21 protein-coding genes are annotated in these 24,033 nt (G+C 55.1%); 1 reads left to right on the forward strand and 20 read right to left on the reverse strand.

Going from position 1 to position 24,033, the window contains the following annotated elements; translation table 11 throughout:
* Window positions 1-125: 125 nt before the first annotated feature.
* The 20 genes from lpxC to leuO all read right to left on the reverse strand — a co-directional run bounded on the left by lpxC (window position 126) and on the right by leuO (window position 23,292).
* Window positions 126-1,043, reverse strand: a complete 918-nt coding sequence (gene lpxC, locus ACWKX3_RS12540; RefSeq protein ID WP_006173839.1) for a UDP-3-O-acyl-N-acetylglucosamine deacetylase — start codon at window positions 1,041-1,043, stop codon at window positions 126-128.
* A 101-nt stretch (window positions 1,044-1,144) separates the two neighbouring features.
* On the reverse strand, window positions 1,145-2,296 hold the full coding sequence (gene ftsZ, locus ACWKX3_RS12545) for a cell division protein FtsZ (RefSeq protein WP_006173842.1): 1,152 nt from the start codon (window positions 2,294-2,296) through the stop codon (window positions 1,145-1,147).
* A gap of 63 nt (window positions 2,297-2,359) precedes the next feature.
* Window positions 2,360-3,616, reverse strand: coding sequence for a cell division protein FtsA (gene ftsA, locus ACWKX3_RS12550; RefSeq protein WP_006173845.1), 1,257 nt, complete (start codon window positions 3,614-3,616; stop codon window positions 2,360-2,362).
* On the reverse strand, window positions 3,613-4,455 hold the full coding sequence (gene ftsQ / locus ACWKX3_RS12555) for a cell division protein FtsQ (RefSeq protein ID WP_006173847.1): 843 nt from the start codon (window positions 4,453-4,455) through the stop codon (window positions 3,613-3,615). The genes ftsA and ftsQ overlap by 4 nt, the downstream gene beginning before the upstream one ends.
* A gap of 1 nt (window position 4,456) precedes the next feature.
* Window positions 4,457-5,377: a D-alanine--D-alanine ligase gene (locus tag ACWKX3_RS12560; protein WP_454541893.1), complete on the reverse strand. Its 921-nt coding sequence runs from the start codon at window positions 5,375-5,377 to the stop codon at window positions 4,457-4,459.
* On the reverse strand, window positions 5,370-6,845 hold the full coding sequence (gene murC, locus ACWKX3_RS12565) for a UDP-N-acetylmuramate--L-alanine ligase (RefSeq protein WP_088208867.1): 1,476 nt from the start codon (window positions 6,843-6,845) through the stop codon (window positions 5,370-5,372). Before murC ends, ACWKX3_RS12560 begins: the two co-directional genes overlap by 8 nt.
* 59 nt (window positions 6,846-6,904) lie before the next feature.
* Complete coding sequence (gene murG / locus ACWKX3_RS12570; protein WP_058609678.1) at window positions 6,905-7,969, reverse strand: undecaprenyldiphospho-muramoylpentapeptide beta-N-acetylglucosaminyltransferase; 1,065 nt, start codon at window positions 7,967-7,969, stop codon at window positions 6,905-6,907.
* Window positions 7,966-9,210, reverse strand: a complete 1,245-nt coding sequence (gene ftsW, locus ACWKX3_RS12575) for a cell division protein FtsW (RefSeq protein WP_102891427.1) — start codon at window positions 9,208-9,210, stop codon at window positions 7,966-7,968. Before ftsW ends, murG begins: the two co-directional genes overlap by 4 nt.
* Window positions 9,210-10,526, reverse strand: a complete 1,317-nt coding sequence (gene murD / locus ACWKX3_RS12580) for a UDP-N-acetylmuramoyl-L-alanine--D-glutamate ligase (RefSeq protein ID WP_454541894.1) — start codon at window positions 10,524-10,526, stop codon at window positions 9,210-9,212. The genes ftsW and murD overlap by 1 nt, the downstream gene beginning before the upstream one ends.
* A 2-nt stretch (window positions 10,527-10,528) precedes the next feature.
* On the reverse strand, window positions 10,529-11,611 hold the full coding sequence (gene mraY / locus ACWKX3_RS12585) for a phospho-N-acetylmuramoyl-pentapeptide-transferase (protein WP_003856353.1): 1,083 nt from the start codon (window positions 11,609-11,611) through the stop codon (window positions 10,529-10,531).
* Window positions 11,605-12,963, reverse strand: a complete 1,359-nt coding sequence (gene murF, locus ACWKX3_RS12590; protein ID WP_454541895.1) for a UDP-N-acetylmuramoyl-tripeptide--D-alanyl-D-alanine ligase — start codon at window positions 12,961-12,963, stop codon at window positions 11,605-11,607. Before murF ends, mraY begins: the two co-directional genes overlap by 7 nt.
* Window positions 12,960-14,447 carry a UDP-N-acetylmuramoyl-L-alanyl-D-glutamate--2,6-diaminopimelate ligase gene (gene murE, locus ACWKX3_RS12595; protein ID WP_137849587.1) on the reverse strand — a complete coding sequence of 496 codons (1,488 nt, stop codon included), beginning with the start codon at window positions 14,445-14,447 and terminating at the stop codon, window positions 12,960-12,962. The genes murF and murE overlap by 4 nt, the downstream gene beginning before the upstream one ends.
* Window positions 14,434-16,200 (reverse strand): peptidoglycan glycosyltransferase FtsI, encoded by a 1,767-nt coding sequence (locus ACWKX3_RS12600; protein ID WP_006173859.1) that lies wholly within the window; start codon window positions 16,198-16,200, stop codon window positions 14,434-14,436. The genes murE and ACWKX3_RS12600 overlap by 14 nt, the downstream gene beginning before the upstream one ends.
* A 15-nt stretch (window positions 16,201-16,215) precedes the next feature.
* The gene (gene ftsL / locus ACWKX3_RS12605; RefSeq protein ID WP_006173860.1) at window positions 16,216-16,581 is read right to left on the reverse strand and encodes a cell division protein FtsL; all 366 of its coding nucleotides are present in this window, start codon (window positions 16,579-16,581) and stop codon (window positions 16,216-16,218) included.
* Window positions 16,578-17,519 carry a 16S rRNA (cytosine(1402)-N(4))-methyltransferase RsmH gene (rsmH, locus tag ACWKX3_RS12610; protein WP_454541896.1) on the reverse strand — a complete coding sequence of 314 codons (942 nt, stop codon included), beginning with the start codon at window positions 17,517-17,519 and terminating at the stop codon, window positions 16,578-16,580. The genes ftsL and rsmH overlap by 4 nt, the downstream gene beginning before the upstream one ends.
* A gap of 2 nt (window positions 17,520-17,521) precedes the next feature.
* A complete protein-coding gene (gene mraZ / locus ACWKX3_RS12615; protein WP_006173863.1) occupies window positions 17,522-17,980 on the reverse strand; it encodes a division/cell wall cluster transcriptional repressor MraZ in 459 nt (152 codons plus the stop codon).
* A gap of 587 nt (window positions 17,981-18,567) precedes the next feature.
* Window positions 18,568-19,572: a catabolite repressor/activator gene (gene cra, locus ACWKX3_RS12620; protein ID WP_454541897.1), complete on the reverse strand. Its 1,005-nt coding sequence runs from the start codon at window positions 19,570-19,572 to the stop codon at window positions 18,568-18,570.
* Window positions 19,573-19,751: 179 nt separating this feature from the next.
* Window positions 19,752-20,243: an acetolactate synthase small subunit gene (gene ilvN / locus ACWKX3_RS12625; RefSeq protein WP_006173870.1), complete on the reverse strand. Its 492-nt coding sequence runs from the start codon at window positions 20,241-20,243 to the stop codon at window positions 19,752-19,754.
* A 1-nt stretch (window position 20,244) separates the two neighbouring features.
* The gene (gene ilvI, locus ACWKX3_RS12630; RefSeq protein WP_006173871.1) at window positions 20,245-21,969 is read right to left on the reverse strand and encodes an acetolactate synthase 3 large subunit; all 1,725 of its coding nucleotides are present in this window, start codon (window positions 21,967-21,969) and stop codon (window positions 20,245-20,247) included.
* 378 nt (window positions 21,970-22,347) lie between these two features.
* The gene (gene leuO, locus ACWKX3_RS12635; protein ID WP_006173872.1) at window positions 22,348-23,292 is read right to left on the reverse strand and encodes a transcriptional regulator LeuO; all 945 of its coding nucleotides are present in this window, start codon (window positions 23,290-23,292) and stop codon (window positions 22,348-22,350) included.
* Between the two features lie 638 nt (window positions 23,293-23,930).
* On the opposite strand from leuO, the gene leuL reads away from it, so the two are divergent.
* The gene (gene leuL, locus ACWKX3_RS12640; protein ID WP_101738246.1) at window positions 23,931-24,017 is read left to right on the forward strand and encodes a leu operon leader peptide; all 87 of its coding nucleotides are present in this window, start codon (window positions 23,931-23,933) and stop codon (window positions 24,015-24,017) included.
* The last annotated feature ends 16 nt before the right edge of the window (window positions 24,018-24,033 follow it).

Genomic DNA, 24,033 nt, shown 5'->3' on the forward strand with positions numbered 1-24,033 from the left:
CGCCAGACAAAGGCGACAGGAAAACGGGAACAGATCTGAGAAAGGTAAAAATAAAAACGACTGGTTTCCCTGGCCGGAGAGAGTACCAGGTTAACCAGTCGATTTTTCACGCAACGGATTGAGCGTTACGCCAGGACCGTATTGGGTGCTTTGAACGCCAGCGGCAGTTCTGCTTCGTCTTCGAAGGTCACATATTCCCAGGCTTCCTGTTTCGCCAGGACGGCCTGCAACAGTTTGTTGTTCAGCGCATGACCGGATTTAAACGCGGTAAATGCACCAATGATATTGTGACCACACATGAAGAGGTCGCCGATAGCATCCAGCATTTTGTGACGAACGAATTCATCTTCAAAACGCAGGCCGTCTTCGTTCAGTACGCGATAATCGTCAACAACGATGGCACAATCGAAGCTGCCGCCCAGGCACAAACCACGGGACTGCAGATATTCGATATCACGCATGAAACCAAACGTACGAGCACGACTGATCTGGCGCATAAACGCATCAGCAGAGAAGTTCATCGCATAGCGTTGGGTGCTGGCATCAATCGCCGGATGGTTAAAGTCGATGGTAAAGTCCAACGAGAAACCATTGTACGGTTTGAATTCAGCCCACTTGTCGCCATCCTGGACACGAACAGTCTCTTTGATGCGAACAAATTTCTTCGCGCAGTTCAGTTCTTCGATGCCGGCATCCAGCAACAGATAAACGAACGGAGCAGCACTACCATCCATAATCGGGATTTCTGGCGCATCGACTTCAACCATAATGTTGTCGATACCCAGACCCGCCAGGGCGGCGTTCAGGTGCTCTACGGTAGAAATCCGCACGTCATGCTCATTCACCAGGCAAGTACAGAGCATAGTATCACGCACAGATTTGGCATCGGCCGGAAAATCTACCGGTGGATTCAAGTCGGTGCGACGATAGATGACCCCGGTATTGGCCGGCGCAGGGCGTAACGTCAGTGTGACTTTCTTGCCGGTATGTAAACCGACACCCGTCGCCTGAACGATACGTTTAAGTGTCCTTTGTTTGATCATCGTATAATCTCGCCAAATTAACTATCCAACCGAAAGTGTATATCACTAACGGTGGGCCAGTTTAGCACAAAGAGCGAAAATCCCCAAATTCCAGCCAATTCTTAGTCAGCTTGCTTACGCAGGAACGCCGGGATGTCCAGATAATCTGGCTCTTTCGCGGTTTGTGGCGTGTTATCGTTAACCACTTTCGCGGCTGGTTTTTGCTCCTGCGTCAGCGGAGCCATACCGTGCTGCTGGTAACGATCCATTACCGGCTGCTGAGTCTGTTTGTTAGTCACCAGGGTGATCTCAGGACGCTTGTCCATACCGATACCGGTGGCAACAACCGTTACGCGCAGCTCGTCGTTCATTTCCGGGTCAAGGGATGTACCGATAACCACGGTTGCGTTGTCGGACGCGAACGCACGGATGGTGTTACCCACGGTTTCGAACTCATCCAGACGCAGGTCAAAGCCAGCGGTAATGTTGACCAGTACGCCGCGCGCGCCGGACAGATCGATATCTTCCAGCAGTGGAGAAGAGATCGCCATTTCAGCTGCTTCTTCCGCACGGTCTTCACCGCTTGCCACGCCAGAGCCCATCATCGCGTAGCCCATTTCGGACATCACGGTGCGAACGTCTGCAAAGTCAACGTTCATCAGGCCAGGACGGGTAATCAGTTCAGCGATACCCTGGACTGCGCCTTTCAGCACGTCGTTTGCTGCGCCAAAAGCGTCAAGCAGGGAGATACCGCGACCCAGAACTTTCAACAGCTTGTCGTTCGGGATAGTAATCAGAGAATCCACGTGCTTGGACAGCTCGGTGATACCCTGCTCCGCGAAAGCCATACGCTTCTTGCCTTCAAAGTTGAAAGGCTTGGTCACGACGGCAACGGTCAGAATACCTAAATCTTTAGCCACTTCCGCCACAACAGGCGCTGCACCGGTGCCGGTACCGCCGCCCATGCCCGCTGCGATGAAGACCATGTCTGCACCGTCCAGCGCGGCACGCAGGGCTTCACGATCTTCTTCAGCAGCGTTACGACCGACTTCAGGGTTAGCCCCTGCACCCAGACCTTTGGTGATGCCACCACCGATCTGAATCGTCTGGCCTACGGCCGTCTTACGCAGTGCCTGTGCATCGGTGTTGACTGCGAAAAATTCAACACCTTCAATGCGCTCGCGCACCATATGCTCTACGGCGTTACCGCCGCCGCCGCCGACGCCGATGACTTTAATCACCGCGTCGTTGGTCAGTTCCATAGGTTCAAACATAATTTCTCTCTCCGTTGTGCCTGTCGCCCGAGACCGCTAATTCTCTCCGGTCTCTTAAAAAAATTAAAACTCTTTTCGCAACCAGTTGTTCAGTCGTTTGACCCACGACCCCACTGATACACGTTTTTCCACTTCTGCTTCACCACTCAGATGGGATTCTTTCCCGTAGTGCAGCAGGCCCACGGCCGTTGAATAATACGGCTCCTGAGCATAATCCGTTAACCCGGTGATATTCAGCGGCGCACCAATACGCACCTGCGTATGGAACACGCGCTGAGCGCAGGCCGCAAGACCTTCAATTTGCGCTGCCCCGCCGGTTAATACAATCCCCGCCGCGAGATGGTGTTTCACACCCTGCTGGCGAAGCTGCTCCTGCAACTGCAAAATCTCTTCGTTAACCAGGTTGAGCAGCTCGGTATAGCGCGGCTCAATCACCTCTGCCAACGTCTGGCGCTGAAGGCTGCGCGGCGGACGACCGCCTACGCTCGGTACTTCAACGCTCTCATCTTTACCTACGATAGAGCCCAGTGCACAACCGTGGCGCACTTTAATCGCTTCTGCATCACTCGGTGGCGTACCAAAAGCGTAAGCAATATCGCTGGTCACAACGTTCCCTGCGTACGGGATCACTTTGGTGTGGCGCAACGCACCGCCGGTATAGACGGCCATGTCCATTGTACCACCACCAATATCGACCACACAGACGCCCAGTTCACGTTCATCTTCGGTCAGCACAGAATAGCTTGCGGCCAGACCGGCGAAAATAAGTTGGTCAACTTTCAGACCACAACGTTCAACGGCTTTTACAATGTTCTTCGCCATATCGTTGTGACATGTGATCAGGTGCACTTTTGCCTGCATACGCACGCCGGAAAGACCGACCGGATTCTTGATCCCTTCCTGATAGTCGATCGCATATTCCTGTGGGATCACATGCAACACGCGATGCTCATCGCGCACGCGCACGGACTTCGCCGTATGCACAACGTTTTCAACGTCTTCCTGCGTCACTTCTTCTTCTGAAATCGGCACCATACCAATTTCGTTCTGGCAGCTGATGTGCTTGCCAGACAGGGCCAGATAGACAGAAGAAATCTGGCAATCGGCCATCAGTTCAGCCTGGTCGATGGCGCGCTGAACGCATTTCACCACCGACTCAAGGTCGTTTACCCCACCTTTGTCCATACCCCTGGACGGGCAACTGCCCACGCCAATGATATTGACCATACCGTCGGGCAGAACTTCCCCTACTAAAGCGGCAACCTTTGCGGTGCCAATCTCCAGTCCAACTACCAGTTTTCTGTCCGTCGCCTTGATCATTGTTGTTTTGCCTGTACCTGTGCCTGATTCTGTTGCTGATTAGGTTCCTCGACCGGAGCCGGCTCCCAACCGACTGCTGCGCCTGAGTCATAGCGCAAATCAACGTAGCTTATCCGTTTGCCGTCCGTCTGCGCCTGCTGTTGTAAAACCGGGTAAAGTTCTACAAAACGCGCCAGACGTTTCATTGTGTCGCCGCGACCAAGGTTAAGCTTAATGCCGTTCGTTAACGTCAACTGCCATGAGCGGCGCGCCGTCATCGCTGCCTCTTTTAACGTAAAGCGGTCCTTAGCCAGCACCTGGCCCATATCACGAAAACCCTGCAACACTTCGTTTTCGCTACCTTCCGGGCCATACAACATCGGTAAATTTTGCTTGCTGACACGATCGCTCGGCACGCTGAAGGAATTTCCATCCACGTCTACCATGTGCTGATCATTCCAACGCGCAATGGGCACATATTCAACCAGATGAATCTTCAATTCATCAGGCCATTGCTTTCTGACGCTCGCCTGTTTTATCCACGGCAGACGTTCAATCTGACTCTGAATGATATTCACATCCTGAGTCATAAAGGTGCCGGGCGAGCCCAGCGCCAGGATCGACTGGCGAATGTCATCGTTACGCGTGTAATGACGCTCACCGGTCACCACCAGCTTCGAGAGCGGTAACCGCTGCGCATCTTCCATCCACCCCAGCACCATCCAGCCGCTGATAAACACGGTGCACAGCACCCCCAGCAGGAAAAGGATCCCTGCAAGACGCGTTCCATTACTCCGGCGCGAAGACGTGTATTCTTCTTCTTCGTCGCGGTTGCGCGTGTTCAATGCAGCCTGAGACATATCAGCCCGCCTGGTCCAGTATGCGTACAACAAGCTTGGAGAAGCTCATGCCCGCCTGACGCGCCGCCATCGGCACAAGGCTGTGGCTGGTCATACCCGGCGAGGTATTCGCTTCCAGCAGATAAAATTGCCCGTCACCGTCGAGCATCACGTCAATTCTTCCCCATCCCCGGCAGCCTAAAACAGTCCAGGCTTTAAGCACCAGAGCGCGTAAATCAGCCTCACGTTGATCTTCTAAACCTGATGGGCAAAAATATTGCGTCTCATCAGAGAGATACTTCGCCTCATAATCATAGAAGACGCCAGCGGGTTGGATGCGAATTGACGGTAAAATTTCTTCACCGAGCATCGCCACGGTATATTCTGGCCCGCTAAGCCATTTTTCGATTAAAACTTCTTCATCATGTTGAAATGCCAGTGCTAACGCGGCGGGTAAATCACCCGCTTTATCGACTTTCGACATACCAACGCTCGACCCTTCACGGCTCGGCTTAACAATAACCGGTAACCCCAGCGCCGCAATGCGTCCATTAACGCTATCGTTAAGGCCCATTTCATATTCGCGACGCGTCAGGGCAACCCATGGCGCAACGGGTAAACCCGCGCCCTGCCACAGCAGTTTGCTGCGCAGTTTATCCATTGAGATCGCCGAGGCCATTACGCCGCTGCCGGTGTACGGCAGGCCGATGAGATCCAGCAGCCCTTGCAGGGTGCCGTCTTCACCGCCGCGGCCGTGCAGCGCGATAAAGACCTTATCAAAGCCCATCGCTTTCAGCTGCGTCACATCCACGTCTTTAGGATCGACCGGGTGCGCATCCACGCCGCCTTCACGCAGGCCCGCCAGTACGGCAGCGCCTGAGTTCAGGGAAACATCGCGTTCAGCGGATGTCCCGCCAAACAGGACCGCAATCTTATCAGCCATGACGCTCGTCCTCGTGAGTTTGCGGCTTCAGTTTGATTTCGGCTAAGGTACGGGCGATTTTGCCGATATTTCCCGCACCCTGAATCAGAATCAAATCGTTACCGGTCAGTACTGGTGCCAGAATTTCAGCCACCTGAGCGGGCTCTGGAACCAAAATAGGATCCACTTTACCGCGTCCACGAATGGTACGACACAAAGAACGGCTGTCTGCACCCGGAATCGGAGTTTCACCTGCTGAATATACATCCAGCATGAGCAGCGTATCGACCTGAGACAATACGTTGGCGAAGTCGTCATACAGATCGCGGGTGCGCGTAAAGCGGTGCGGCTGGAAAATCATCACCAGGTTTTTGTCCGGCCAGCCAGCACGCGCGGCTTTGATCGTGGCATCGACTTCGGTCGGATGGTGACCGTAGTCGTCCACCAGCATGGCGCTCCCGGATTTACCGTTTACGGCATCCAGCGGGAACTCACCGAGGAAGTCAAAGCGACGACCTGTTCCCTGGAAGCTCTCCAGCGCGCGCAGGATCGCCTCGTCATCAATACCCTCTTCCGTCGCAACGGCTACTGCCGCCGCGGCGTTCAGGGCATTATGGCGTCCTGGCGCATTAAGGGTAACGTGCAGCAATTCTTTATCCTGACGGGCAAGCGTGAAATGCCCCTGCGCGCCAGACTGTTTGTACTCTTCCACCCGCACGTCAGCGTCTTCGCTAAAACCGTAGGTAGTGATTTGGCGACCAACACGCGGCAGCAGCTCGCGGATCACCGGGTCGTCAACGCACATCACCGCACGACCATAAAACGGCAGATTGTGCAGGAAATTAATAAAGGTCTGTTTTAAATTTTCGAAGTCGCCCTGGTAGGTATCCATATGGTCGGCTTCGATATTGGTGACAATCGCCACCATCGGCTGCAGATGCAGGAACGACGCATCGCTTTCATCCGCTTCCGCAATCAGGTACCGGCTGTGGCCCAGACGCGCATGCACGCCCGCCGCTTTGACCAGGCCACCGTTAACAAACGTCGGATCCAGGCCCGCTTCTGCGTAGATGCTTGAAACCATCGCCGTGGTCGTGGTTTTTCCGTGCGTACCGGCAACCGCAATGCCATGACGAAAACGCATCAGCTCCGCTAGCATTTCAGCACGGCGGATCACCGGAATGCGCGCTTCGTGCGCGGCAACGATTTCCGGGTTATCTGAAGAGATGGCGCTGGAGACAACAACCACGCTCGCATCGCTGACGTTTTCCGGGCGATGGTTAAAATAGATAGTCGCCCCAAGCGACGCCAGCTGCTGGGTGACCGGGTTTGGCGCCAGATCGGAACCACTGATCTGATAACCTTCGTTCGCCAACACTTCGGCAATACCGCCCATGCCAGCACCACCGATGCCAACAAAGTGAATGTGCCGGACGCGACGCATCTCGGGCACGATTGAACGCAGTTTTGCCAGTTGTTGTGTATTCATTCTCTAAACGCCATCGACTACTTTAAAAAATTCGTGCAGCGCAACACGCGCTGCGAGGGTTAAGCCTGGGCTGCCAGGCTCACTTCTTTTGCTACCCGTTCCGTCGCATCCGGGATGGCGGTCGCGCGCGCGCGTTCGGCCATCTTCAGCAATGCGTCTCTGTCCCAGCCCGCCAGGGTGGTGGCGACCGCATCGGCGGTAAATTGTGGCTGCTCAAAAATTTTGGCTGCTCCGGCTTTCTCAAGCGGCAGCGCATTCCAGTACTGCTGTCGGTCTTTGTGCTGGAACGGCACAAATAGCGCGGGTAAACCGGCGGCGGCGATTTCGCTCACCGTCAGTGCGCCAGAGCGACACACCACGACATCGGCCCAGGCGTAGGCTGCGGCCATGTCATCGATAAACTCCGTCACTTTATGCTGCGGCTGGCCGTGCTCTGCGTACAGCTGCTCTACCATCTGCTGAGCGCCTTTTCCGCTTTGATGCCAGATCGTCACGGCATCACCCAGCTTTGCGGCCGCCTGCGGCATCGTCTGGTTTAAAATACGCGCGCCCTGAGAGCCGCCGACGACCAGCACACGCACCGGCCCTTCACGGCCCGTCAGGCGAGCATCAGGCAGCGGCAGCGCCAGCACGTCCACGCGCACCGGGTTGCCCACAACGTCCGCTTTTGGAAATGCACCCGGGAAGGCCTGCATCACCTTGGTGGCGATTTTCGCCAGCCATTTGTTGGTCAGCCCGGCGATGCCGTTCTGCTCGTGCAGAACGACAGGAATGCCCAGCGACCATGCCGCCAGCCCGCCAGGACCCGAGACATAACCGCCCATGCCCAGCACGACGTCGGGTTTAAAGCGTTTCATAATGGCGCGGGCCTGACGCCAGGCGTTGAAGATCCGCACCGGTGCCAGCAACTGCGCCTTGATACCTTTTCCGCGCAGGCCAGAAATACGAATAAAGTCGATCTCAATACCGTGCTTCGGTACCAGGTCGGCTTCCATGCGGTCTGCGGTTCCCAGCCAGCGTACCTGCCAGCCCTGATCCATTAAATGGTGCGCAACCGCAAGTCCGGGGAACACATGCCCGCCCGTACCGCCTGCCATCACCATTAACCGCTTCGGTTGATTCATCGTGAACCTCGTGTAAACGCCTGGGCTTTTTCCAGACGCGTTTCATAATCAATACGTAACAAGAACATGATTGCCGTCGACATAATCAACAGGCTGGAGCCACCATAGCTGATTAACGGCAACGTCAGACCTTTGGTCGGCAGCATACCTGCTGCGGCCCCGACGTTAACCAATGCCTGGAAGCTAAACCAGATACCAATTGAGCAGGCCAGAAAACCTGAGAAGCGGTGATCGATTTCCAGCGCTTTCCGGCCAATCGACATGGCGCGGAAAGCGACGAAGAATACCATTAATAGTGCCAATACCACACCGATATAACCCAGTTCTTCCCCAATAATGGAGAAGATGAAGTCGGTGTGCGCCTCAGGTAAATACTCCAGTTTTTGAACGGAGTTGCCCAGGCCCTGTCCCCAGACTTCGCCGCGGCCAAATGCCATCAGCGACTGCGTCAGCTGGTAGCCGCTGCCGAACGGGTCTTCCCACGGGTTCCAGAACGAGGTCACACGGCGAATACGGTATGGCTCAGCGAGGATCAGCAGTACCACTGCGGAAATCCCCATGCCGATAATCGCGATAAACTGCCACAGCTTCGCACCCGCCAGGAACAGCATCGCCAGCGTGGTCACGAACAGCACCACCACCGTTCCGAGGTCAGGCTGCGCCAGCAGCAGAACGGCGAGAACCAAAATCACGCCCATCGGCTTTAAGAAGCCGCGAAGGTTGTTACGCACTTCGTCAACTTTACGCACCAGGTAGTTCGCCAGGTAACAGAACAGTGAGAGCTTGGTGAACTCTGCTGGCTGAATACGCAGCGGACCAAAAGCAATCCAGCGCGATGCCCCGTTTACGGAGCTGCCGACAACCAGCACGATCAGCAGCATGATGATCGAGGCAATCAGCATCGCGGTACTGTGGCGCTGCCAGAACTCCATCGGCAGACGCAGGGTTATCATCGCCAGGCAGAACGCCAGAATAATGTACAGGCCGTCACGCTTGGCAAACAGGAACGGATCGTTAGCCAGACGCTGCCCGACAGGCATCGATGCCGAGGTCACCATGATAAAGCCGATCGCCGCCAGCCCCAGCGTGAGCCAGAACAGCATGCGGTCGTACATCACCAGGCTATCGGAATCTTTGTCCCGGGAGGCCATGACCCAGCCTTTTAGCGCCGCGAAAAGCCATACCAGGATGCCAAACCCCGGCAGACGCGGCATTCTCAGGCGAGGGAGAGAGAAACGCATCAGCCTAACTCCTTCGCCAGGCGGGTGAAGATATCGCCCCGCTGCTCAAAATTCTTGAATTGATCGAGGCTGGCGCAGGCAGGAGAAAGCAGCACCATATCGCCAGGCTGAACGCGCGGCGCAATCAGGCGCATCGCCTGCTCCATGGTCTCTGTTTGCTCGGCAATCTCGGGGCGCAGCTGCGCCAGCTCGCCGCCATCGCGTCCGAAACAGTACAGGCGGATGTTATCGCCCGCGAGGTACTGCTTCAGCGAGGAGAAATCGGCTGATTTGCCATCGCCACCCAGCAGCAGATGCAGCGTGCCGTCAACGTGCAGGCCATTCAGCGCGGCCTCGGTACTGCCGACGTTCGTGGCTTTGGAGTCGTTGATCCAGCGCACCCCGTTGTGCTCCAGCGCCAGCTGGAAACGGTGTGCCAGACCTGAATAAGTGGTCAGCGCCTGCAGGCTGGAAGAGCGCGGCAACCCCACCGCATCCGCCAGCGCCAGCGCCGCCAGGGCGTTGGTATAGTTATGCTGGCCGGACAGTTTCATCTCTTTCACGTTCAGCACTTTCTCACCCTTCACGCGCAGCCAGGTTTCGCCCAACTGACGGTTCAGGTGATAATCGCCCATAGTGATGCCAAAGCTGATACAACGATCGTCCGCGCCGCGCACCGGCATGGTGAGCGCATCATCGGCGTTGACCACGCAGACTTTGGCATTTTCATACACGCGCAGCTTGGCCGCGCGGTACTGCTGCAAACCAAACGGATAGCGATCCATATGATCTTCGGTCACGTTGAGGATCGTCGCCGCGGCGGCATGCAAACTGGTGGTGGTTTCCAGCTGGAAGCTGGAGAGTTCGAGCACGTACAGCTCGCAGCCTTTATCCAGCAGCATTAGCGCCGGCAGGCCGATATTCCCGCCCACGCCCACGTTCATGCCCGCGGCTTTTGCCATCTCGCCCACCAGCGTGGTGACGGTGCTTTTGCCGTTTGAACCGGTAATGGCAATGATGGGGGCCTGCGCTTCCCGGCAGAACAGTTCAATATCACCGACAATCTCAACGCCGGCATCGGCAGCAGCGCTTAACAAAGGGTGTGCCAGCGCCATACCCGGGCTGGCAACAATCAGATCGGCGGCCAGCAGCCAGTCATCATTCAGACCACCAAGGTGGCGTTCAACCTGCTCTGGCAGCGTGTCCAGACCCGGCGGAGAAACACGCGTATCCATCACCCGCGGCGTTACACCCCGCGCGAGGAAAAAGTCCACGCAGGAGAGGCCGGTCAGGCCTAACCCGATGATAACGACTTTTTTACCCTGGTAATCTGCCATGATTAACGTACCTTCAGCGTTGCCAGGCCAATCAGGACCAGCATCAGCGAAATAATCCAGAAGCGCACAATCACGCGCGGCTCCGGCCAGCCTTTCAGTTCATAGTGGTGGTGAATCGGTGCCATGCGGAAGATGCGCTGTCCGCGCAGCTTGAAGGAACCCACCTGCAGAATGACCGACAGGGTCTCCACCACAAACACGCCGCCCATGATCACCAGCAGGAACTCCTGACGCAGCAGCACGGCGATAATGCCGAGCGCGCCGCCCAGGGCCAGCGAACCGACGTCGCCCATAAAGACCTGCGCCGGATAGGTGTTGAACCACAGGAAGCCCAGCCCCGCCCCGACGATCGCCGTACAAACAATCACCAGTTCACCGGCGTGACGCAGGTAAGGAATGTGCAGATAGTTGGCAAAGTTCATGTTACCTGTCGCCCAGGCGACCAGCGCAAAACCACCCGCGACAAAAACGGTAGGCATAATCGCCAGGCCATCCAGACCATCCGTCAGGTTGACGGCGTTACCGGTGCCAACAATCACGAAGTACGCCAACAGGATGTAGAACAGCCCCAGTTGCGGCATTACGTCTTTGAAGAAGGGCACCACCAGCTCGGTAGCCGGGGTATCTTTACCTGCCAGATACAGCGCGAAGGCGACGCCCAGCGCAATCACCGACATCCAGAAATATTTCCAGCGGGCAATCAGGCCTTTGGTATCTTTGCGTACCACCTTACGGTAGTCATCGACAAAGCCAATAATCCCGTAGCCGACCAGCACGGTCAGCACGCACCAGACGTAAGGGTTTGACGGGTAAGCCCACAGCAGTACGGACACGACAATAGCGGTCAGGATCATAATCCCGCCCATGGTCGGCGTACCGCGCTTGCTGAAGTGAGATTCCGGGCCATCGTTACGCACAACCTGGCCGAAAGAGAGTTTTTGCAGACGGGCAATCATGCGCGGGCCCATCCACAAGGAGATGAACAGCGCAGTCAGCAGGCTGACGATGGCGCGAAACGTCAGATAGGAAAAGACGTTAAAGCCTGAATAATATTTGACCAAATGCTCGGCCAGCCAAACTAACATGTTCCGTTCTCCTGTAATGCGTGCACAACCTCTTCCATGGCGGCACTACGTGAACCTTTCACTAACACAGTCACAATTTGTTTTTCTGCAATTAACGCGTTGAGGCGTTCAATCAATTCGGCTTTGGTCGCAAAATGCTCGCCAACGCCGCTGGCCCGAGAAATCGCCTGACTCAATTTTCCTGCGCTCAGCACGCAATCCAGACCCGCCGCTTTCGCCGCCTCGCCCACCTGGATATGGCAGGCTTCGCTCTCATCGCCCAGTTCACCCATATCACCGACAACCATGACGCGATAGCCCGGCATTTCCGACAGCACTTGCACAGCCGCGGTCATAGAACCGACGTTGGCATTGTAGGAGTCGTCCAGCAGCAGTTTGTTTTCTGCCAGCGGGATGGGGAACAGACGCCCCGGCACGGCTTTGAGATTCGCCAGCCCGGTTTTGATAGCGTCGTGCGACGCGCCCACGGCCATCGATAACGCCGCTGCCGCAAGCGCATTCGCGATGTTATGGCGACCCGGCAACGGCAGCAGCACATCCACACCACCCGTTGGGGTGTTGAGGGTGAACTCGGTGCCGTGCGACGTCACATGGATATTGGTTGCCGTAAAATCGCTGTTGGCAGCATTTGGGGAAAAGCGCCAGGTCTTACGCGAACCAATGATGCTCTGCCAGTTCAGCCAGTCGTTATTGTCGGCATTCATAATGGCGATACCGTCAGCAGGCAGGCCGGTGTAGATTTCGCCTTTGGCTTTCGCCACGCCTTCCAGCGAGCCGAACCCTTCCAGGTGCGCAGCCGCCAGATTATTCACCAGCGCCGCTTCCGGGCGCGTCAGGCTCACCGTCCAGGCGATTTCGCCCTGATGGTTGGCCCCTAATTCAATGACCGCAAATTCATGTTCTTTAGTCAGGCGCAGCAGTGTCATCGGCACGCCGATGTCATTGTTGAGGTTACCTGCGGTATACAGCGTGTTTCCGCACTGGCCGAGGATCGCTGCCGTCATCTCTTTGACCGAGGTTTTGCCGGACGATCCCGTCAGCGCCACAACGCGAGCCGGAACCTGCTGGCGTACCCACGCCGCCAGTTCGCCAAACGCCAGGCGGGTATCTTTCACCACAATCTGCGGCAGATCGATGTCGAGCTTGCGGCTTACCAGCAGCGCACCTGCGCCGTTCTCTTTAGCGCTATCGACAAAATCGTGCGCATCAAAACGCTCGCCTTTCAGCGCCACAAACAGGCAACCCGCGGTCACTTTGCGGGTATCGGTCGTTACGTCGTCAATGGTCAGATCCTGGCCCTGCAGCGTCCCCTTCAGGATGGCTGCGGCCTGGCTTAGCGTAATGCTAATCATGCTACAACTCCCAGCAGACGTGCTGCCGTTACGCGGTCGGAGTAGTCCAGACGGCGGTTGCCAACAATCTGATAATCTTCATGCCCTTTACCGGCCAGGAGAACGACGTCGTTCTCCTGCGCCTGCATAATGGCGTTGGTGACGGCTTCCGCGCGGCCTTCCACCACGCGGGCGCGGCCAGCGTCGAGCATACCGGCCAGAATGTCGTTGATGATGGTGCGCGGCTCTTCGGTACGCGGGTTGTCATCGGTCACCACCGGAATGTCTGCAAACTGTTCCGCAATCGCCCCCATCAGCGGGCGCTTGCCTTTGTCACGATCGCCGCCGCAGCCAAACACGCACCAGAGTTTACCGGCGCAGTGCAGACGTGCCGCTTCCAGCGCTTTTTCCAGCGCATCCGGGGTGTGGGCATAATCCACGACCACGGTCGGTTTACCCGGCGCGCTAAACACTTCCATACGGCCACACACCGGCTGCAGACGCTCCGCCGTTTTCAGCAGCTCCGCCATCGGGTAGCCCAGCGCCAGCAGCGTCGCCAGCGCCAGCAGCAGGTTGCTGACGTTGAATGCGCCCATCAGGCGGCTTTCGATCTCGCCTTCGCCCCATGACGACGCAACGCGAATAGTCGCTCCGCGGTCGTGATACTTCACCTCAACCGCTTTCAGCCAGCGGCCGTGGCAGTTCGGGTTAATATGGTCTTCCATCGATACGGCAACCGCGTCCGGCAGCTTCGCCAGCCAGCGGCGTCCGACTTCATCATCGGCGTTAACGATAGCCTCGCCGTGATGGTGGGTGGAATAGAGCAGCCATTTCGCGGCTTCGTAATGCTCCATATCGCCGTGATAATCAAGATGATCGCGGCTGAGGTTGGTGAACACGGAAGCGGCAAATTTCAGCGCAGCCACGCGGTGCTGCACCAGCCCGTGGGAGGAAACCTCCATTGCGGCGAAGCTCGCCCCCTGCTCTGCCAGACCGGCAAGCACATGCTGCACATCTACCGCCGAGCCGGTGGTATTTTCCGTCGGGCTAACGTTGCCCAGCAGGCCATTACCGACCGTGCCCATTACCGCGCCGGTTTCACCCAGCAGCTGAGCCCATTGCGCCATCAACTGCGTGGTGGTTGTTTTTCCGTTGGTGCCCGTAACGCCCACCAGACGAAGCTGGTCGGAGGGCTCATGATAAAAACGTCCTGCCAGTGCGGAGAGACGCTCATTCAGCTGGCTGAGGTAGATAACCGGCACGCCGTGCATTTCACGGATTTCGCCGTCGGTTGCCTCATCTTTCGCCTCAGCAATAACGGCAGCAACACCTTGCGCAATCGCCTGCGGGATATAACGACGCCCGTCCGCCTGATGACCTACTACAGCCACAAAAAGATCGCCAGAAGCCGCAACGCGGCTGTCCAGAATCATCTCTCGTAGCGCTCGCGCGGGTGCGTTTGGCACCCACGGAGCGAGAAGGTCGCGCAAATTACGATCTGCCACCTGTACCCTCGCCTTGATTAATTACAAATTCACTTTTCTCGCCCGTCGCCAGCGCATCCGGTTCGATATTCATGGTGCGCAACACGCCGCCCATGATGGCTCCGAACACAGGCGCGGAAACGGCGCCACCGTAGTATTTACCCGCCTGCGGATCGTTAATCACCACCACCAGCGCAAAACGCGGATTGCTGGCAGGTGCAACGCCTGCGGTATAGGCAATGTATTTATTGATGTAGCGGCCATCTGGCCCCACTTTTTTCGCCGTACCGGTTTTAATGGCGATGCGATAACCTTTGATCGCCGCCTTCACGCCGCCGCCGCCAGGCAGCGCCACGCTTTCCATCATATGCACCACGGTACGCACGATGGATTCCGGGAAGATACGCTCGCCCGGAACCGGTGGATCAACTTTGGTGATCGACAGCGGACGGTAAACGCCATAGCTGCCAATCGTTGCGTAGACTCGCGCTAACTGTAACGGGGTTACCATTAGCCCGTAGCCGAAAGAGAAGGTGGCCCTCTCTATGTCAGACCACCGTTGTTTTTGAGGATATAAGCCACTGCGTTCTCCGACCAACCCCAAATTGGTCGCTTTTCCCAGCCCAAAACGTGAGTAAGTCTCTACTAACGCTGAGGACGGCATCGCTAACGCCAGCTTTGAAACACCGACGTTACTCGACTTCTGTAAGACCCCGGTGAGGGTCAGTTCGCTGTAACGGGCCACGTCTTTGATTTCATGGCCGTTAATGCGGTAAGGAATCGTATTCAGAACGGTACTTTCATTGACAATGCCACGCTGAAGCGCGGTCATCACCACCATCGGTTTTACGGTTGAACCCGGTTCGAAAACGTCAGTAATCGACCGGTTACGCATCGCATCTTTTGCGGTGCCCGCGAAATTATTCGGGTTGTAAGAGGGGCTGCTGGCCATCGCCAGCACTTCGCCCGTGTTGACATCAACCAGGACGGCGCTGCCAGATTCCGCCTTGTTAAAGGCCACGGCGTTGTTCAGCTCGCGGTAGACCAGCGCCTGCAGACGTTCATCAATGCTCAGGGCCAGGTTATGCGCGGCCTGGCTATCCGTGGAAGAGATATCCTCAATGACGCGACCGTAGCGGTCTTTACGCACGATGCGCTCGCCCGGCTGGCCGGTCAGCCACTTATCAAAGCTTTTTTCGACGCCCTCGATCCCCTGACTATCGACGTTGGTAAAGCCGATGAGGTGAGCGGTTACTTCGCCGGAAGGATAATAGCGGCGTGACTCCTCACGCAGGTGAATACCCGGCAGCTTGAGCTTTTTGATGTAATCCGCCATGTCAGGGTTAACCTGACGTGCCAGATAGATAAAACGCCCTTTCGGGTTAGCGTTAACGCGCGACGCCAGCTGATCCAGCGGCATTTTCAGCGCATCGGAGAGCGCTTTCCAGCGGTTATCAAGCGTGATACCCCCCGCGTCGTGCAGCTCTTTAGGGTCTGCCCAAATGGCTTTTACCGGCACGCTCACCGCCAGCGGACGGCCAGAGCGGTCGGTGATCATGCCGCGAGAGGTAGACACTTCCTGAACGCGCAGAGAACGCATGTCGCCCTGGCGCACCAGCATGTCAGGGGCGATGATTTGCAACCACGCCACGCGTCCCAGCAGGAACCCCAGCGCCAGTAAAATGCAGCCGCAAAGCAACGCAAAACGCCAACTCACAAAGTTGGCCTGTTCTTCCTGACGTTTTGGTTTTAGCGTTTTTGCCGCTGCTTTCATGCGTCGCGTTTTCCCTTATTTTTGTACTACGATATTTTCCTGAGAAGGATCAACATGCTGCAGCTGCAGCTTTTCCGTTGCGATCCGTTCAACCCGGCTGTGATCGCCGAGCGCGTTCTCTTCAAGAATGAGGTTTCGCCATTCGATATCCAGCGCATCACGTTCCAACACTAACTGCTCGCGCTGCGCGGTTAACAAACGGGTGTGGTGGGCCGTAGTGACCACCGTTACTGCCGTCACGATGATGCAAATGAACAAGCAGAGTGGCAGCTTCCCAAACCGCAAAAGATCGTCGCCGATCACGCCAGGCAAGGCATGGCGCTCGTTGCTTCCTAACGATCCCTTAACTTTGCTTAGGGTCTCTGTCACTCTGCCGATCATGCGTTCGTCCTCTCTGCTACACGCAGCACTGAACTACGGGCTCGTGGATTCTCTGCCACCTCTTCTTCGCCCGGCATCAACTTGCCTAGTGCTCGCAGCTGACGACCGCCCAGCTTGCTGAGCTGTTCTTCCGTCATCGGCAGCCCCGCAGGCACCTGAGGACCGCGACTTTGCTCGCGCATAAAGCGTTTCACAATGCGGTCTTCCAGTGAATGGAAGCTGATTACGGATAACCGCCCACCCGGGGCCAGCACGTCGAGCGAGCTTTTTAGCGCCAGCTCTATTTCCTCCAGTTCACTGTTTACCCAGATGCGCACCGCCTGGAAGGTACGGGTCGCGGGATGTTTATGCTTATCTTTCACCGGCGTCGCCGCCGCGATAACCTCGGCCAGCTCTTTCGTGCGGGTCATTGGCTCAATGCGGTTACGCTCAACGATGGCGCGCGCAATGCGTTTGCCAAAACGCTCTTCACCGAAGGTTTTGATCACCCAGGCGATATCCGCTTCGTCCGCCGTCTGAAGCCATTCGGCAGCAGACTGACCGCGCGTAGGGTCCATACGCATATCCAGCGGACCGTCACGCATAAAAGAGAAACCACGTTCGGCATCATCAAGCTGTGGTGAAGAGACGCCAAGATCGAGGAGAATCCCGTCAATCTTGCTGGTTAAGCCGCGCTCGGCCACGTAGTCCGCGAGCGCAGAGAAAGGTCCATGCACGATGGAAAAGCGAGGATCGTCGATGGTTTGCGCAACGGCAATCGCCTGCGGATCGCGATCGATTGCCAGCAGGCGTCCTTCCGCTCCAAGTTGTGAGAGGATCAAACGCGAGTGTCCACCGCGACCAAAAGTGCCATCAACGTAGATGCCGTCCGGACGAATATTCAAGCCGTTAACGGCCTCATCCAGCAACACCGTTGTATGTTTATAATTTTCCATCATATTTATAGAGACAAGTCCTGCAGCCGTTCCGATAGTGTCGCGGAATCCGACTGCTCAGCGTCGATATCTTCCCTGACCTGTTGATACCAGGTCGTTTCATCCCACAGCTCAAACTTATTGAACTGCCCGACCAGCATCACTTCTTTTGTCAGACCGGCATGTTGCCGCAACACAGGCGCGATCAGTAAACGCCCTGCGCTATCCATCTGACATTCACTGGCATGTCCCAATAACAGCCGCTGCACGCGGCGTTCCTGCGGGTTCATGCTCGACAGTCGCGACAGCTTTTGCTCAATAATTTCCCATTCAGGTAAAGGATAAAGCAGCAGGCAGGGGGAGTTGATGTCAATGGTGCAGACCATTTGACCTGAAGCGTTCTCGATCAACTGGTCGCGGTATCGGGTTGGTACCGATAAACGCCCCTTGCTGTCGAGATTGACTAACGTTGCCCCACGGAACATGCCAGCCTCACCCCTCTAAACCACTTTACCCCACAAATTCCCACCCAAAGGAGTTTACGGAGCGAGGGAAAAGCTTGTCAAGCCAGGACTATCCCTATATGAGTCCGAAAGCCCGGTATTTACAGAGACAACTCAACCTGATTAATAACTGCACAACTGGCGAGGCAAATTAACGTTATGAATATTTGTAAGAAAAAAACGAATATGCACGTAAGCGTTAAAGATCGCTTCATATCGTCACCAGCAAATATAAAGTGTCAGTTTGCGACGCGGGCAGCATTTTAGGACATATTGCCTGACAGGAACAGCGCCAGATTCGCGCGAGGATGCAGGTTGATGGGCAGGCTGGCTGGAAGCGAGAAAAAACGTCTGGATATTCATCGCCCCGGACAGGGTTTGTAACAAAATAATTCAGTGCGGCGGATTAAAAATCGTATAAATGTTCTTTAAAAGGCTATTTAAAAGCCAGAATGAATTAAGAAAAATAGCAGACGACAACGCGTAAAGAATTATCCTAATTTTCCTGCGGGAATTGTCTTTCACCCTATTACGCTAAAAAGGGGTAGCAAACGCTACCCCTGAACAACTTAATGGCGGCTTAAAATGCCGCGGCGATAAAGATTGCGTTTGATACGCGTCAGCCCCGGTTTCGGTTTACGCGGCTCATCCAGACTCGCCAGAACGATTTCCAGCACGCGCTCCGCCACGTCGCGATGACGCTGCGCAACGGCCAGCACCGGGCACTGCAGGAAATCGAGCAGTTCGTTATCCCCAAACGTGGCAATCGCCAGGTCAGAGGGCAGTTTACCGTCACGACGCAGCGTCACGTCCATCACCCCCTGCAACAGCGCGAAAGAGGTGGTGAACAGCGCCTGCGGCATCGGATGCGTTTCCAGCCATTTTTCGAACAGTTGTGCGGCAGCTTCACGCTCATAGCTGTTGGCATAGAGGTAATGGACTTCACGCGGATCGTCTTTCCAGGCGGTTCTGAACCCTTGCTCGCGCAGGAAGCTGACGGACAGCTCGGGTAAAGCCCCCAGATACAGCACCGTTTCCGCCAGGAAGGTTCTTAGCTCGGCGGCCAGCATTTCTGAATCGTCCTGATCGGCCCCCACGACGCTGGTAAAGTGTTCGCGGTCCAGCGCACGGTCAAGCGCCACAATCGGGAACGGGTCATTCGCCCAGCGTTGATAGAAAGGATGCTCAGGCGGCAAGGACGTCGAGACAATAATGGCATCAACCTGCCGCTGGAGAAGGTGTTCGATACAGCGCATCTCGTTATCAGGCTGATCTTCTGAACAGGCGATCAGCAGTTGGTAGCCACGCTGGCGCGCCTGACGTTCAAGATAGTTAGCAATGCGGGTATAGCTGGTGTTTTCCAGATCCGGGATCACCAGACCGATAGAGCGGGTGCGCCCGGCACGCAGACCGGCGGCGACAGCATTCGGATGGTAGTTATGCTCACGAACCACCGCCATGACTTTTTCCACGGTCTTATCGCTGACACGGTACTGCTTTGCTTTACCGTTAATCACATAGCTGGCCGTAGTTCGTGACACGCCGGCTAGCCGGGCGATTTCATCCAGTTTCACAATTGCCCCTCAAAAAAAGAAAAGAGTCCATGGCCCTGTCAAGGTTATGGTTAAATCTTTTAACATCTAAACGCAGAATAGTCACCGCGGCAATCGCTTTTATCTGCATTCGCGGCGGTTTGAACAAAAAAAAGCCCGGCTTTGGTGACCGGGCAGAAAGAGGCGAACCTTTTTGACGTCTACCGCATGATTTTATCGCCGCGCGACAGGCCCACAATGCCGGAGCGCGCCACTTCAACTATTTTTGCGACATCCCGCACCGAGGCGAGAAAAGCATCCAGCTTGTCACTCGTGCCGGCCAGCTGCACGGTATATATAGAAGGGGTAACATCGATGATCTGCCCACGGAAGATATCCGTATTGCGTTTAACCTCTTCACGGCCATACCCGCTGGCCTGAATTTTCACCAGCATCACTTCACGCTCGACGTAAGCGCCCTGCCCCAGTTCGCTTACGCGCAGCACGTCGACCAGCTTATGCAGCTGCTTTTCGATCTGCTCAAGCACTTTGGCATCACCCACGGTCTGGATGGTCATCCGCGAGAGCGTCGGATCGTCCGTCGGGGCAACCGTCAGGCTTTCAATGTTATAGCCGCGCTGGGCAAAAAGCCCAATGACGCGCGACAATGCGCCTGACTCGTTTTCCAGTAATACAGATAATATCCGGCGCATATCAGGTTCTCTCCGTTTTGCTTAACCACATTTCGTCCATGCCACCACCGCGAATATGCATGGGATAAACATGTTCGGCCCCGTCCACGATGACATCCATGAAAACAAGGCGATTGTTTTTAACGTGCTCAAGCGCTTCGCTGAGTTTCGCCTCCAGCTCAGCCGGACTGGACACCCGCATCCCCACGTGTCCATAGGCCTCGGCCAGACGGACAAAATCAGGCAGGGAGGTCATGTATGACTGCGAGTGACGACCGGAATAGATCATATCCTGCCACTGCTTCACCATTCCGAGGTAGCCGTTATTCAGGTTCAGGATCAGCACCGGCAGTTCGTACTGCAGCGCGGTGGAAAGCTCCTGAATGTTCATCTGAATACTGCCATCCCCCGTCACGCACACCACGGTTTCGTTGGGCAGCGCCAGCTTCACCCCCAGCGCGGCGGGAAGGCCAAAGCCCATGGTGCCCAGCCCGCCGGAGTTGATCCAGCGGCGGGGTTTATCAAATGGATAGTAGAGCGCGGCAAACATCTGGTGCTGGCCAACGTCCGATGTCACGTACGCATCGCCGTGGGTGAGACGCCAGATCGTTTCGATCACCGCCTGCGGTTTAATGTGCTCGCTTTGGGTGTCAAACTTCAGACACTGACGCGCACGCCACTGGGCGATCTGCTGCCACCAGTCGCGGATCTCATCCAGCGGCTGAGCGGTGGTTTCCTGAACCAGCAGCTCCAGCATCTGCTCCAGAACCTGACGAGCATCGCCGACGATCGGCACATCGGCCGCGACCGTTTTGGAAATCGACGTGGGATCGATATCAATGTGCAGCACCGTCGCGTTCGGGCAGTATTTCGCGAGGTTATTGGTCGTACGATCGTCAAAGCGCACGCCAACCGCGAAGATCACATCAGAATTGTGCATCGTCATGTTGGCTTCGTAGGTACCATGCATACCCAGCATCCCCAGCGCCTGACGGTGCGACGCCGGGAACGCGCCAAGCCCCATCAATGATGACGCCACCGGAAGGTTTAATTTCTCAACCAGCTCGCGCAGTTGCGTTTCACACGCGGCATTGATGGCCCCGCCGCCCACGTAGACCACCGGCTTCTTAGCCGCCAGAAGCGTTTGCAGCGCGCGCTTTATTTGTCCTTTATGTCCCTGAGTCGTCGGGTTGTAAGAACGCATGCTTACCGACTCCGGCCAGACGTAAGGCAGTTTGTTTGCCGGATTCAAAATGTCTTTAGGCAGATCGACCACCACCGGGCCGGGACGACCGCTCGCCGCCAGCCAGAACGCCTTTTTCAGCACGCCGGGAATATCTTCCGTCTGCTTCACCAGAAAACTGTGCTTCACAACGGGGCGCGAGATCCCCACCATGTCGCACTCCTGGAACGCGTCGTAGCCAATCAGGGAGGTGGCCACCTGACCGGAGAGGATCACCAGCGGGATGGAGTCCATATAGGCGGTGGCAATCCCGGTGATGGCATTGGTTGCGCCAGGGCCGGAGGTGACCAGCACAACGCCCACCTCACCCGTCGCCCGCGCCAGACCGTCGGCCATGTGCACCGCAGCCTGTTCGTGACGAACCAGAACATGATCGACGCCGCCTACCGTATGGAGCGCATCGTAAATATCAAGAACTGCGCCTCCGGGATAGCCAAACACCTGCTTCACGCCCTGATCGATGAGCGATCGGACGACCATTTCCGCGCCAGACAACATCTCCATGCTTTGCCTCCAGGCTTTTGTTATCGACAGGTCGCAAACGTATCATCCACGCCGTCTTACAACGGGGATTAACCCATCTTATATTTTGCAGAGTGAGCGTTACCTTAACCGCTCGTTATGAGGCAGGCAATTAGCAAACCGGGGCGACCTGGAAGCTTAAAAAGTGGAAAAGAGAGGGATTATCATAATTAATGGTGAATTCATCTGAGGGAGTGAAACGCGCTGATAAATCATCGCCTAAAAGCGGGAGGAATCAGTAAATGATCTATTTTTACGCGCTGTCTGGCGAGGCAAAAAAAATCAAACAGAATAAAATAGTAGATATTTAAACAAACCCAGGATAAATCGTGGTCGTTATCACGATTTACCCCGATTCATTTAGCGACCACACACGCTAATAAGAAGCTCTTCCATCCATTGATGGCCTTTATCTCGTCCAGCGGCTTCATGCCAGGAAAGATAGCAGGTGCGGCTATTGAGTTTGAGCGGTAAAGGCAGGACTTGCAGCCCCAGCGGCTCTGAGAACTCTTCAGCCAGCCAGCGCGGTGCAATAGCTACCAGCTGAGTCTGAGATACCACGTTTAATACACTTACCATCGCCATTCCCTGATAGGCCACGCAGGCTTGTTTATCAGGCGTGTCATACCACGGTTGGCTGAACGAAGCATATCTGTCGAGAGCCACAACGGCGTGCTGTTCGTTATAGACATCATTTTCACGCAGCGGTGAATTCATACGCGGATGTTTTTTACTGGCGACCAACACCATTTCATCTTTAAACAGAGGAACGCAGGAGAATTCCGGGCGACGGAACTCTTCATAACCCAGCACAAACTCGGTTTCCTGGTAACGCAACTGATGCTCAGTGTTCTGATTTAACGATGATTTAAAAACGAGGTGAATATTTGGCGCAATCTCTTCCACTTTATTGTAGATAATAGATGTTAAATAATTATCTAAAGGACTGCAGACGCAGAGATGGAATACACGTTCGCTGCTTAGCGGTTCAAACCCTGAACCCGGCAGTTCATTTTGCACTAATTGCAGCGCCTGGCGAACCGCGCCGAAAAGTTGGAATGCACGCGCCGTAGGTTGGATCCCTCTGCCATAACGAACAAAGAGTTCGTCATTAAACATCACCTTAAGTCTGGCGACGGCATTACTGACTGCGGGTTGAGACATTCCCAGAGACTGCGCCGCTCTCGTGATATTCTGCTCCTGCATGACCGCATCAAACACGGTTAACAGATTAAGATCGACGGTGCGTAACTGAGGCTTAACCCCATCATAGACTTGAGGTTGATTAATATTATTTTCTTGCATTCTTGACTCCACTGTCACGCTAAACTCCCTTTACCAAAGTGCAGTAATAAGTTCGAAAAATATGATTTATCATGCATATAAAACCAGCGAAAGAGAATTCTTTAAAATTCGGAAAATATAAAGAAAAACTCATCAAAAAGTGGCTTCGCTTAGCCACTAAGCGAAAGGTAACGTTCGAACAATCGATATATAAAACATTAATAATGAAATGAAAGCATAATTCCGGCAAATAAACAATCACCTCAAAAATGAATGATAATTTAAGTATTATTAAACTATTAACCTCAGACTACACAAACTCATTAACATTTTGCTATCATAGGGCCCGCCTCACCCCCACCTGAAATCATTCACCATAATTATAAATAAATGAATTAAAAAAGGTTTAGCTTCATTACACATGACGTTTAAAATATGTGTTTATTTGAAAGAAAATATATTTGAACCATTTCATAAATAAATGTCCGGTCCAAAAATAGACAATCAGAATGGTTATAAACACGAAATCCAGCACAATTAGCTAAAGTGTAAAATCCGTCCTGCCCGTTAATCCGCTGCGTTTTTACCATCGGGGGTTGACATGAAACCTCGTATCCAGTACCACTAAAAGCATATCGATTTTAACGGGAGCACGATTCATGATCCGCACCATTCGCTTCACCAGCCTACTACTACTAAACGCATCCACTGTGCGCGGTAGTCTGGCGGGCGAAATTCAGCGTTGAATCGTCTCCAGTAAAA

Source organism: Enterobacter sp. UPMP2052, assembly GCF_053709675.1.

Excerpts from the sequence above, each read along its gene's own strand:
- lpxC (WP_006173839.1), bottom strand. The coding sequence starts at position 1,043 with ATGATCAAACAAAGGACACTTAAACGTATCGTTCAGGCGACGGGTGTC.
- ftsZ (WP_006173842.1), bottom strand. The coding sequence starts at position 2,296 with ATGTTTGAACCTATGGAACTGACCAACGACGCGGTGATTAAAGTCATC.
- ftsA (WP_006173845.1), bottom strand. The coding sequence starts at position 3,616 with ATGATCAAGGCGACGGACAGAAAACTGGTAGTTGGACTGGAGATTGGC.
- ftsQ (WP_006173847.1), bottom strand. The coding sequence starts at position 4,455 with ATGTCTCAGGCTGCATTGAACACGCGCAACCGCGACGAAGAAGAAGAA.
- ACWKX3_RS12560 (WP_454541893.1), bottom strand. The coding sequence starts at position 5,377 with ATGGCTGATAAGATTGCGGTCCTGTTTGGCGGGACATCCGCTGAACGC.
- murC (WP_088208867.1), bottom strand. The coding sequence starts at position 6,845 with ATGAATACACAACAACTGGCAAAACTGCGTTCAATCGTGCCCGAGATG.
- murG (WP_058609678.1), bottom strand. The coding sequence starts at position 7,969 with ATGAATCAACCGAAGCGGTTAATGGTGATGGCAGGCGGTACGGGCGGG.
- ftsW (WP_102891427.1), bottom strand. The coding sequence starts at position 9,210 with ATGCGTTTCTCTCTCCCTCGCCTGAGAATGCCGCGTCTGCCGGGGTTT.
- murD (WP_454541894.1), bottom strand. The coding sequence starts at position 10,526 with ATGGCAGATTACCAGGGTAAAAAAGTCGTTATCATCGGGTTAGGCCTG.
- mraY (WP_003856353.1), bottom strand. The coding sequence starts at position 11,611 with ATGTTAGTTTGGCTGGCCGAGCATTTGGTCAAATATTATTCAGGCTTT.
- murF (WP_454541895.1), bottom strand. The coding sequence starts at position 12,963 with ATGATTAGCATTACGCTAAGCCAGGCCGCAGCCATCCTGAAGGGGACG.
- ACWKX3_RS12600 (WP_006173859.1), bottom strand. The coding sequence starts at position 16,200 with ATGAAAGCAGCGGCAAAAACGCTAAAACCAAAACGTCAGGAAGAACAG.
- ftsL (WP_006173860.1), bottom strand. The coding sequence starts at position 16,581 with ATGATCGGCAGAGTGACAGAGACCCTAAGCAAAGTTAAGGGATCGTTA.
- rsmH (WP_454541896.1), bottom strand. The coding sequence starts at position 17,519 with ATGATGGAAAATTATAAACATACAACGGTGTTGCTGGATGAGGCCGTT.
- mraZ (WP_006173863.1), bottom strand. The coding sequence starts at position 17,980 with ATGTTCCGTGGGGCAACGTTAGTCAATCTCGACAGCAAGGGGCGTTTA.
- ilvN (WP_006173870.1), bottom strand. The coding sequence starts at position 20,243 with ATGCGCCGGATATTATCTGTATTACTGGAAAACGAGTCAGGCGCATTG.
- ilvI (WP_006173871.1), bottom strand. The coding sequence starts at position 21,969 with ATGGAGATGTTGTCTGGCGCGGAAATGGTCGTCCGATCGCTCATCGAT.
- leuO (WP_006173872.1), bottom strand. The coding sequence starts at position 23,292 with ATGCAAGAAAATAATATTAATCAACCTCAAGTCTATGATGGGGTTAAG.
- leuL (WP_101738246.1), top strand. The coding sequence starts at position 23,931 with ATGATCCGCACCATTCGCTTCACCAGCCTACTACTACTAAACGCATCC.